The following is a 10,422-nucleotide window of genomic DNA, read 5'->3' on the forward strand; positions in this document are numbered from 1 at the left end:
AGCGCCTTCGCCACCGCCTCCTTGGCCGCGAACCGGGCGGCCAAGGAGGCCGCCCCGCGGCGCTCGCCGCCGGGCAGCAGCAGCTCGTCCGGCACGAACAGGCGCGCGGCCATCCCGGGCGTGCGCTCCAGCGACGCCGCGAACCGTGCGATCTCGGCCACGTCGATACCGACCCCGATGATGCTCATGCCGTGCACCTTACGGTCCGTGTCCGCTCGCGATGCGGCACACCGGGGGGCGGCGTAGCGTCGGGCCGCAGGGGGATACCGGAAGGAGCCCCTCGATGGGTGCGTTCGACAAGTTCAGGGACCAGGCGCAGGACAAGGCGCGGGACATCTCCGACAACCTCGAGGAAGAGGTCAACGAGAAGACCGGCGACAAGTACGCCGACAAGGTCGACAAGGCCCAGAACGCGGCCGAGGGCAAGCTCGGCATGTCCCGCGACGAGAAGCCGGACGACAAGTAGCGGCGCGTCCGGGCGGTCACGTCGAAGGGCGGCAACTCCCCCGGGCGATCGGGGAGTTGCCGCCCTCGGGCGTGAAGGGGGCGCTGCGGCCTACTCCACCGTCACCGACTTGGCGAGGTTGCGCGGCTGGTCCACCTCGTTGCCCCGCGCCGTCGCCAGCTCGCACGCGAACACCTGTAGCGGCACCGTCGCGACGAGCGGCTGCAGCAGGGTGGGCGTGACGGGCACCCAGATCATGTGGTCCGCGTAGGCGGCCACCGCCTCGTCGCCCTCCTCCGCGATCACGATGGTCCGCGCCCCGCGCGCCCGGATCTCCTGGATGTTGGAGACGATCTTGTCGTGCAGCACGGACCTCCCCCGCGGCGAGGGCACGACCACCACCACCGGCAGTCCCTCGTCGATCAGCGCGATCGGCCCGTGCTTCAGCTCCCCGGCGGCGAAGCCCTCGGCGTGCATGTACGCCAACTCCTTGAGCTTCAGGGCGCCTTCGAGCGCGACCGGGTACCCGACGTGCCGCCCGAGGAAGAGCACGGTGTCGTGCGCGGCCAGCGAACGCGCCAGCTCCCGCACCGGTTCCATCGTCTCCAGGACCCGCTCGACCTCCTCGCCGATGCGCGCCAGGTCCCGTACGACCGCGAGGATCTCGTCGGCCCACTTGGTGCCCCGCACCTGGCCCAGGTACAGCGCCACCAGGTAGCAGGCCACCAGCTGCGTCAGGAACGCCTTGGTGGAGGCGACGGCCACCTCCGGCCCGGCGTGCGTGTACAGGACGGCGTCCGACTCCCGCGGGATCGTCGACCCGTTCGTGTTGCAGATCGCGAGGACCGTCGCCCCCTGCTCGCGCGCGTGCCGCAGCGCCATCAGCGTGTCCATCGTCTCGCCGGACTGCGAGATGGCGATGACCAGGGAGCGCGCGTCGAGGATCGGGTCGCGGTAGCGGAACTCGCTCGCCAGCTCCACCTCGCACGGGATCCGCGTCCAGTGCTCGATCGCGTACTTGGCGATCAGCCCGGCGTGGAAGGCGGTCCCGCACGCCACGATGACGACCTTGTCGACCATCTTCAGGACCTGGGCGGGGATCCGCAGCTCGTCCAGCGTCAGCTGGCCCTCGGCGCCGATCCGGCCCAGGAGCGTGTCCGCGACCGCCTTCGGCTGCTCGGCGATCTCCTTGAGCATGAAGTAGTCGTAGCCGCCCTTCTCGGCGGCGGAGGCGTCCCAGTCGACGTGGTAGTGCCGGACGTCGGCGGCCCGCCCCTCGAAGTCGGTCACCGTCACCGCGTCCCTGCGCAGCTCGACGACCTGGTCCTGGCCCAGCTCGATGGCGGAGCGGGTGTGCGCGATGAAGGCGGCGACGTCCGAGGCGAGGAAGGCCTCGCCCTCCCCGACCCCCACCACCAGCGGCGAGTTCCGGCGCGCCCCCACCACCACGTCCGGGGCGTCCGCATGCGCGGCGACCAGCGTGAACGCGCCTTCCAGGCGCCGGCAGACGCGGCGCATCGACTCGGCGAGGTCGCCGCACGCCGAGAACTCCTCGGCCAGCAGGTGCGCCACGACCTCGGTGTCCGTCTCGGAGGTCAGCTCGTGCCCGCGCCCGGCCAGCTCGCCGCGCAGCGCGGCGAAGTTCTCGATGATGCCGTTGTGCACGACGGCGACCCGGCCCGCGTTGTCCAGGTGCGGGTGCGCATTGGTGTCCGTGGGGCCGCCGTGGGTGGCCCAGCGGGTGTGCCCGATGCCGGCGGGCCCGGCCGGCAGGGGCCGCTCCACCAGCTCCTTCTCCAGGTTGGCGAGCTTGCCGGCCTTCTTCGCGGCCGCCAGCGACCCGTCCGCGAGCACGGCCACACCGGCCGAGTCGTAGCCCCGGTACTCCAGCCGCTTCAGACCCGCCAGCACGACGTCGAGAGCCGACTGCGAACCTACGTATCCCACAATTCCGCACATAAACGGCAGCCTAGGTCCGCGGCCGACGCCCCCGCAGCAGCTGGTCCCGCGCGTCCTGGACGAGCCGGAGGTACTCGGCCTCCTCGCAGCGCGGCTTGCTGCCCATCACGTAGAAGTCGAGGCAGTCGTCGAGGTCCTCACCTATGTCCTCGTCGGGCAGGTCGGACGCCAGCTCGTCGCGGACGCGCTCGGCCCAGTCCTGCGCGCCGTCCGCGGCGCGGGTCCGTCGCCGTACGAAGCCGGGCATCCGAAGTACGGACATGACGGTTCCCCCTTCCGTCCCACGGTGCGCCTCGGCCCCGCGGGTGGGGCGAACGTACCGCCGCCTCCACGCGGGGACCACATCCATGGCGGAGCTGTGACGGTCGCATGGACGACGCATCTACCTCCCCCGCGTGACGCACCCCACCCCCCGCCCCGTCCACACAGCCGTAACAATGGACTGTGATCTCTCCGGTCTCCGAGCCCATGCAGTCGACCTCCCGGAGCGCCCACCGGCACAGGCCGGAGGCGACTCCCTACGTCGACCTCACCCGTACCGAGTGGAGCGCCCTGCGTGACAAGACCCCCCTGCCGCTGACCGCCGCGGAGGTCGAGCAGCTGCGCGGCCTCGGTGATGTCATCGACCTCGACGAGGTGCGGGACATCTACCTGCCGCTCTCCCGGCTCCTCAACCTCTACGTCGGCGCCACCGACGGCCTGCGCAGCGCCGTGAACACCTTCCTCGGCGACACCGGCGAGAAGGCGTCCCAGTCGGGCACGCCCTTCGTCATAGGGGTCGCGGGCTCCGTGGCGGTCGGCAAGTCGACGGTCGCGCGCCTCCTGCAGGCGCTGCTCTCGCGCTGGCCCGAGCACCCGCGCGTGCAGCGCGTCACCACCGACGGCTTCCTGCTGCCCACCAAGGAGCTGGAGGCCCGCGGCCTGATGTCCAGGAAGGGGTTCCCCGAGTCCTACGACCGGCGCGCCCTGACCCGGTTCGTCGCCGACATCAAGGCCGGCAAGGACGAGGTGACGGCCCCCGTCTACTCGCACCTGATCTACGACATCGTCCCGGACCAGAAGCTCGTCGTGCGCCGCCCCGACATCCTCATCGTCGAGGGCATCAACGTCCTGCAGCCCGCCCTGCCCGGCAAGGACGGCCGCACCCGCGTCGGTCTCGCCGACTACTTCGACTTCAGCGTGTACGTGGACGCGCGCGCCGAGGACATCGAGAGCTGGTACCTCAACCGCTTCCGCAAGCTGCGCGCCACCGCCTTCCAGGACCCGTCCTCGTACTTCCGCAAGTACACGCAGGTCTCCGAGGAGGAGGCGCTCGACTACGCGCGCACGACCTGGCGCACCGTCAACAAAGTGAACCTGCTGGAGAACGTGGCCCCCACCCGCGCCCGCGCCGGCCTCGTCATCCGCAAGGGCCCCGACCACAAGGTGCAGCGGCTGCGGCTGAGGAAACTCTGAGGGCCCGTTAACGTACGCGCATGCTGCATCTGCGCCTGATCACCCCGGCCGACACGACGGACGCCGTGGTGCGCCTCATCGAGGACACCGTCGGCACCACGCACCTCGCGGTGCTGCCGGGCGCGGCCCGCAACCCGGCGGGCGACGTCGTGATGTGCGACGTCGCCCGCGAGGCCGGTGACGAACTCATCGACGGGCTGCGGAAGTTGGACATCGACAAGGCCGGCTCGATCGCCGTCGAGAACATCGACCTGTCGCTGTCACGGCGCGCCGACAAGGCGGAGGACGAGGCGCCGGGCGAGGGCGCGGACGCGGTCCTGTGGGAGCACCTCACCGACGTCACGCACGAGGAGTCGACGCTCACCGTCACGTACGTGGCGTTCCTCGTGATCGCCACCATGATCGCGGCGTGCGGCGTCGTCCTCGACAACGCGATCCTGATCGTCGGCGCCATGGCGGTGGGCCCGGAGTTCGGCCCGCTCGCCGGGTTCTGCACGGCGCTGGTGCGGCGCGCCCCGCGGCTCGCCCTGCGCTCGCTGACCGCACTGCTCGTCGGGTTCGCGGTGGCGATGGCGGTGACGGTGGGGTTCAGCTACTTCATGGACGCGGTGCACCTCTTCACCGAGAAGCAGTTGGAGGCGGACCGCCCCAACACGGGCTTCGTGTACGCGCCCGACTGGTTCTCGTTCGTGGTGGCGGTGCTCGCGGGCGCGGCCGGCACGCTCTCGCTGACCTCGGCGAAGTCGGGCGCCCTGGTGGGGGTGGCCATCTCGGTGACCACGGTGCCGGCGGCGGCGAACGCCGCGGTCGCCCTCGCCTACGGCGACATGGGCCAGACCTGGGGCTCCACGCAGCAGCTCCTGCTGAACATGCTCGGCATCGTCCTCGCCGGTACGCTCACGCTCCTCGCCCAGAAGTTCCTCTGGGCCAGGCAGCGTGAACGCACCGCCGGGAAACCGCGGCTTCCTTAGCCGAGCGCCGACTTCACGACGTCGGCCAGGCGCCCCGCCACCGCGCGCGCCTGCTCGATGTCGGCGGCCTCGACCATCACGCGCACCAGCGGCTCGGTGCCCGAGGAGCGCAGCAACACCCGCCCCGTCGCGCCCAGTTCGCGCTCCGCGTCGGCCACGGCGGAGGTGAGCTCGGGGGACGTGGTGACGCGGGACTTGTCGACGTCCGGCACGTTGATGAGCACCTGCGGCAGGCGCTCCATGACGGAGGCGAGGTCCTTGAGGCTGCGGCCCGTCTGCGCGACCCGCGCCGCGAGCAACAGCCCGGTCAGCGTGCCGTCCCCGGTCGTCGCGTGGTCGAGCACGATGACGTGGCCGGACTGCTCGCCGCCCAGCGCGTACCCGTGCTCCTTCATGGACTCCAGCACGTACCGGTCGCCGACCGCGGTCTGCACGAAGGTGATGCCCTCGCGCTCCATGGCCAGCTTGAAGCCCAGGTTCGACATGACGGTCGCGACGACGGTGTCCTCGCGCAGGGCGCCGCGCTCGCGCATCGCGAGGGCGAGCACGCCGAGGATCTGGTCGCCGTCGATCTCGGACCCGGTGTGGTCCACGGCGAGGCAGCGGTCGGCGTCCCCGTCGTGCGCGATGCCGAAGTCGGCCTTGTGCGCGACGACGGCGGCCTTCAGCAGGTCCAGGTGGGTCGAGCCGCACCCGTCGTTGATGTTGAGGCCGTCCGGATCGGCGCCGATGGTGATGATCTCGGCACCGGCCCGCGCGAACGCCTCCGGCGAGACGCGGGAGGCGGCGCCGTGCGCCTCGTCGAGGACGATCGTCAGCCCGTCGAGCCGGTTCGGCAGGACGCCGACGAGGTGGGCGACGTACGCGTCGAGGCCCTCGTCGTAGGACTTCACGCGGCCCACGCCGGCACCGGTCGGTCGCTCCCAGGGGGCGCCCGTGCGGTGCTGCTCGTACACGTCCTCGATGCGGTCCTCCAGCTCGTCGGCGAGCTTGTGGCCGCCGCGGGCGAAGAACTTGATGCCGTTGTCCGGCATGGCGTTGTGGCTCGCGGAGAGCATCACGCCGAGGTCGGCTCCCAGCGCACCGGTGAGATGCGCCACCGCGGGGGTGGGCAGCACACCGACGCGCAGGACGTCGACGCCCGCGCTGGCCAGGCCCGCGACGACCGCGGCCTCCAGGAACTCGCCCGAGGCCCGTGGGTCCCGGCCGACGACCGCGACGGGACGGTGGCCCTGGAAGGTGCCCGCCTCGCCCAGAACATGCGCCGCGGCGACAGACAGGCCGAGCGCCAGCTCGGCCGTCAGGTCCGCATTGGCGACGCCGCGCACGCCGTCGGTGCCGAAGAGTCGTCCCACTTGATGTCCTCCGAACTTCACGTGAACCATAAGCCGAACGCCCCGGCGGCACGGGAAGTGCCGCCGGGGCGAACGGTAAAAGACGAGCAGGCAGCGATTTAGCGCTTGCTGTACTGCGGGGCCTTGCGGGCCTTCTTGAGACCGGCCTTCTTGCGCTCGACCGCACGGTCGTCGCGGCGGAGGTAGCCGGCCTTCTTGAGGGCGCCGCGGTTGTTGTCCACGTCGGCCTCGTTCAGCGCGCGGGCCACGCCGAGGCGCAGGGCACCGGCCTGACCGGAGACGCCGCCGCCCGAGATGCGGGCGATGACGTCGTAGCGGCCGTCGAGCTCGAGCACCTTGAAGGGCTCGTTGACTTCCTGCTGGTGGACCTTGTTCGGGAAGTAGTCCTCGAGCGTGCGCCCGTTGACCTTCCACTTGCCGGTGCCGGGCACGATGCGAACGCGCGCGATGGCGTTCTTGCGGCGGCCCAGGCCGGCGGCCGGCTGCGGGTCACCGAAGCGGGCGGGGTTGGACTCCGAGGTGTACTCGCCCTCGACGGGCGCGTCCGACTCGGTGGTGTAGCTCTCGACGTCGACGATCTCGGTCTCTTCGACCGGCGTCTCGGCAGTGGTCTCGGCCACGATTCTCCTCAGATTCTTTTCTGTCTTTGGGGGTGTGGCCGGAACTACTGCGCGACCTGGGTGATCTCGAACGGCACCGGCTGCTGGGCAGCGTGGGGGTGCTGGTCGCCCGAGTAGACCTTCAGCTTGGAGAGCATCTGACGGCCCAGGGTGTTCTTGGGGATCATGCCCTTGATGGCCTTCTCGACGGCCTTCTCCGGGTTGTTCGCCAGGAGGTCGTCGTAGCGCACGGAGCGCAGACCGCCCGGGTAACCGGAGTGGCGGTACGCCATCTTCTGGGTCTTCTTGTTGCCGGAGAGGTGCACCTTGTCGGCATTGATGATGACGACGAAGTCGCCCATGTCCATGTGCGGGGCATAGGTCGGCTTGTGCTTGCCACGGAGGAGGTTCGCGGCAGTGGTAGCCAGACGGCCCAGGACGATGTCCTGCGCGTCAATGACGTGCCACTGGCGAGTCACATCGCCGGGCTTGGGGCTGTACGTACGCACTTCGCAGCCTTCTTCTTCAGTAGATGGGTGCTGACACATGGCATCACTGAAGCGATCGTGCAGCTGGGGACGACAGTGCCGGGACCGACGCCCGTATGCCGCCCACTGGTAACTGCTCCAGGGAACCTGCGCATGGGCTTCTCGTACGGAAACGACCAAGCCGATACGCATAACGACTAGGCAGAATACCCACGATGCCCCGGATGGGTCAAAACGCTGTCCGACCGTGATCCCGGGACCAGGTACTGCCCAGTCCCTTCCAGGGTAACGGCACGTCGGCGCGGACCGGCCCGGCCGGCTGTGACGCCCCGCACACACCGGGTGCGGGGCCGGGCGCAGGGGGCGGCAACAGGTGTATCCAGGGCCCCACCCGACCCGTCTAAGATGCGGCCCATGAGTTTCGGGCAGGGGGGACCCCAGTGGGGTCCAGGGGACAACGGGGGCGCCCCGGACTGGGCGGCGCTCGCCGAGGCATCCGAGGCACGCGCGCGCAAGAAGCGCTGGATGATGATCGGCGGTGCCGTCGTCGCCACGCTCGCCGTCGGCTCGGTCGTGGCCTGGGGCATCGTCTCCGCGAACAAGGACAGCGAGGCCGGGAACAAGCCTGCCGACCAGCTGCCCAGCACCGCGGACATCCCCAGCGAGGGCAGGACGCCGGGCCCCTCCTTCGCGGAGACGACCCCGCCGCCGCCGCTCGATCCGAACGACTTCATCGACAGCGCGGCCAAGGACAAGGCGCCGCTGGGGGCGGACACCCTGTTCCCCGGCAGGACGCTGACCTTCGGCGGCAACACGTACAAGAAGGGTGCGACGGCCCGCACGGCGGACTGCGCCTCCGTGGGCACCAAGGGCCTGTCCGGCGTGCTGAGGAAGAACGGCTGCACGCAGGTCATCCGCGCCACCTATTACAAGGACAGCTCGGCGGTGACCATCGGCGTCGCCGTGTTCGACACCAAGGCGGCGGCCACCCGGGCCAAGGAGCAGTACGACTTCGACGGCGCGGTCGTCTCGCTGCCCGGCTCCGGGGTGCCCACGTTCTGCCGCACGACGGTGTGCCGCCAGACCGCGAACTCCGTGGGCCGCTACGCGTACTTCACCAACGGCGGCCTCACCAACGGCAGGGACGCCAGCAAGAAGGACGCCACGGTCTTCGCGCTCGGCGACGACCTGCAGGAGTTCACGTTCCAGCAGATCAAGCGACGCGGCGAGGCGCAGGCGTCGGCGGCTGCGACGGCGGGCTGACCGCACGCAGCGTCATCGTCTCCTCCACGGACTCGACGAACCCCGCCGTGTCGAAGCCGTGGTGGTGGGTCACCGGCACCTGGGGCGCGCTCGTGAACACCCAGGTGCGGTACGACCAGAAGCGGAACAGCGTCGCGACGCCGATGCCGGCGAACTTGAAGAAGTTGCTCCACAGGGCGTCGTGCAGGCCGAGCCCGTACGTCGCCCCGAAGAGCACCCCGTTCTCGATCAGCAGCCCGACGGCGCTGAAGAAGGCGAACAGCGCCACCTCGCGGCGCCTGCTGCCCGCCGACTGCCGGTCCCGGTACGTGAAGTAGCGGAACCCCACGTAGTTGCCCACGATCGCGAGTCCCGTGGCCGCGACACCGGCGCGCACCGTCTGCAGGTCCGTGGCCCAGCGCAGCAGGTTGAACGCCACGAGGTTCACGGCGATGCCGAGCAGGCCGACCACGCCGAACTTGGCGATCTCGGCGTACAGCCTGCTCAGCGCGGACGGGGCGCCCCCGTGTCGCCCGGCCACCCGCCTCACATCCCGCGGTAGCGGCGGCGCAGCCGCAGCGGGATCATGGCCGACTCGATCTGCGTACCGAGGCTCATCTTCGACTCGCCCTCCGTGCGCTCCTCGAACCGGATCGGGATCTCGACGGCCCGGCACCCGCCGCGGACGGCCTTGTACTTGAGCTCCACCTGGAAGCTGTAGCCCGCGCTGTCCAGCGACGTCACGTCGACGGCGGTGAGCACGTCCGCGCGCCACATGGTGAACCCGGCGGTGATGTCGGAGATCCCTTTGGTGCCCAGCACGGTGCGCGCGTAGCCGTTGGCGAACCGCGACAGCGCCTTGCGGTGCCAGCCCCACTCCTCGTCGAGCGACCCCCCGTCGACGTACCGGCTGCCGACCACCAGGCCCGCGTCCGCCTCCACGGCCGCCCGCAGCATCCGCGGCAGCGCCTCCGCCGGGTGCGAGCCGTCGGCGTCCATCTGCACCACGTACTGCGCGCCCTCGGCGAGCGCCGCGCTCATCCCGGCGGCGTACGCCCGGCCGAGCCCGTCCTTCTCCACGCGGTGCAGCACGCTCATCCGCCGCTGCCCCAAGGGCCGGTCGGCGTTGTACTTCTCGGCGAGCTCCTCGGCGATGCGCCCCGTGCCGTCCGGGCTGGAGTCGTCGACGATCTTCAGGTGCAGGCCGGGGACCGGCTGCCCGAGGACCAGCTCCGTGATGCGCGGCAGGTTGGCCGCCTCGTTGTAGGTGGGCATCACCACGGTGACCGTGGCGCCGGATCTCCCCAGATCCCCGCCGTCCCTTGTGTACGTCATTTCTTTCCCTCCCCACCGGGGGCCTCCCCAGCCCCCGGAATTCACCAGCCCGACCGGCCCCTGCGGCCGTGTCAGGTGTGGACCTTGCGGTCACCCGCGTCGTCGTCCCGTTCGCTGTCGTCGGCGGACCGGGTCCGCTTCAGCAGCAGCACCTGGAGGTTGTCCAGCTTCTTGGTGCGTACGACGCGGAAACTCCGGTCGAGCGCGGTCCTGGTCGGCCGCGCCATCCCCGCGTACGGGTCGCCGTCGAACGTGGTGGCCACGAGCCAGAGCCGGTCGGTGTCGGCCAGGCAGGAGGCCGGCTCGGGGCACTCGGCCGCGTCGAACGAGCCGCGCTGCTGCGGGGTGCGGTACATCAGCACGTCCTTCGGCCGGCCCGCGTCGTCGCGCAACTCGTAGGCGAGGGCGCGGCGTTCGGACATCGCGCCGTTGAACACGATGCCGTCGCCCTTGCTCTGGCCGGCCGCGACGATCCGCGCGGCGCTGCGGAAGTCGGGCTCCCCCAGCGCGTTCTGCCGGGTCTCGCGCAGGCCCGGCAGCGCCTGGAAGGCGAGCCCGGCGACCGTGGCCGCC

At 70.8% G+C, this 10,422-nt stretch carries 12 protein-coding genes and 1 pseudogene; 4 read left to right on the forward strand and 9 right to left on the reverse strand.

Going from position 1 to position 10,422, the window contains the following annotated elements; all coding sequences use genetic code 11:
• Positions 1–188, reverse strand: a 188-nt coding sequence (locus tag G3I40_RS19450) for a 4'-phosphopantetheinyl transferase superfamily protein (protein WP_164303407.1), incomplete at its 3' end; no start/stop codon positions are given.
• Positions 189–283: 95 nt separating this feature from the next.
• Here G3I40_RS19450 and G3I40_RS19455 point away from each other — a divergent pair.
• Complete coding sequence (locus G3I40_RS19455; protein WP_164303408.1) at positions 284–466, forward strand: Rv0909 family putative TA system antitoxin; 183 nt, start codon at positions 284–286, stop codon at positions 464–466.
• A gap of 90 nt (positions 467–556) precedes the next feature.
• Here G3I40_RS19455 and glmS read toward each other — a convergent pair whose 3' ends face one another.
• Both glmS and G3I40_RS19465 read right to left on the reverse strand, forming a co-directional pair.
• Positions 557–2,404, reverse strand: a complete 1,848-nt coding sequence (gene glmS, locus G3I40_RS19460; RefSeq protein WP_164303409.1) for a glutamine--fructose-6-phosphate transaminase (isomerizing) — start codon at positions 2,402–2,404, stop codon at positions 557–559.
• A gap of 10 nt (positions 2,405–2,414) precedes the next feature.
• Positions 2,415–2,666 carry a hypothetical protein gene (locus tag G3I40_RS19465; protein WP_164303406.1) on the reverse strand — a complete coding sequence of 84 codons (252 nt, stop codon included), beginning with the start codon at positions 2,664–2,666 and terminating at the stop codon, positions 2,415–2,417.
• Positions 2,667–2,872: 206 nt separating this feature from the next.
• On the opposite strand from G3I40_RS19465, the gene coaA reads away from it, so the two are divergent.
• Positions 2,873–3,859, forward strand: coding sequence for a type I pantothenate kinase (coaA, locus tag G3I40_RS19470; protein WP_203644397.1), 987 nt, complete (start codon positions 2,873–2,875; stop codon positions 3,857–3,859).
• A gap of 20 nt (positions 3,860–3,879) precedes the next feature.
• Complete coding sequence (locus tag G3I40_RS19475) at positions 3,880–4,830, forward strand: DUF389 domain-containing protein (RefSeq protein WP_164303411.1); 951 nt, start codon at positions 3,880–3,882, stop codon at positions 4,828–4,830.
• Here the strand turns inward: G3I40_RS19475 and glmM are convergent.
• The 3 genes from glmM to rplM form a co-directional block, all read right to left on the reverse strand.
• The gene (glmM, locus tag G3I40_RS19480; protein WP_164303412.1) at positions 4,827–6,185 is read right to left on the reverse strand and encodes a phosphoglucosamine mutase; all 1,359 of its coding nucleotides are present in this window, start codon (positions 6,183–6,185) and stop codon (positions 4,827–4,829) included. The genes G3I40_RS19475 and glmM overlap by 4 nt on opposite strands.
• 98 nt (positions 6,186–6,283) lie before the next feature.
• Positions 6,284–6,805: a 30S ribosomal protein S9 gene (gene rpsI, locus G3I40_RS19485; protein ID WP_164303413.1), complete on the reverse strand. Its 522-nt coding sequence runs from the start codon at positions 6,803–6,805 to the stop codon at positions 6,284–6,286.
• 44 nt (positions 6,806–6,849) lie between these two features.
• Complete coding sequence (gene rplM, locus G3I40_RS19490; RefSeq protein ID WP_164303414.1) at positions 6,850–7,293, reverse strand: 50S ribosomal protein L13; 444 nt, start codon at positions 7,291–7,293, stop codon at positions 6,850–6,852.
• 393 nt (positions 7,294–7,686) lie between these two features.
• Here rplM and G3I40_RS19495 point away from each other — a divergent pair, with 393 nt between their 5' ends.
• Positions 7,687–8,535, forward strand: coding sequence for a hypothetical protein (locus tag G3I40_RS19495; RefSeq protein ID WP_164303415.1), 849 nt, complete (start codon positions 7,687–7,689; stop codon positions 8,533–8,535).
• Here G3I40_RS19495 and G3I40_RS19500 read toward each other — a convergent pair.
• From G3I40_RS19500 to G3I40_RS19510, 3 genes and pseudogenes are all read right to left on the reverse strand, one after another.
• Positions 8,486–9,055, reverse strand: coding sequence for a GtrA family protein (locus tag G3I40_RS19500; RefSeq protein ID WP_164303416.1), 570 nt, complete (start codon positions 9,053–9,055; stop codon positions 8,486–8,488). The genes G3I40_RS19495 and G3I40_RS19500 overlap by 50 nt on opposite strands.
• A 5-nt stretch (positions 9,056–9,060) precedes the next feature.
• Positions 9,061–9,849, reverse strand: coding sequence for a polyprenol monophosphomannose synthase (locus G3I40_RS19505; protein ID WP_164303417.1), 789 nt, complete (start codon positions 9,847–9,849; stop codon positions 9,061–9,063).
• A gap of 71 nt (positions 9,850–9,920) precedes the next feature.
• Positions 9,921–10,422: pseudogene (locus tag G3I40_RS19510) on the reverse strand (hypothetical protein); the annotation flags it as partial.

It is taken from the genome of Streptomyces sp. SID14478, assembly GCF_010548525.1.
GTDB lineage: Bacteria > Actinomycetota > Actinomycetes > Streptomycetales > Streptomycetaceae > Streptomyces.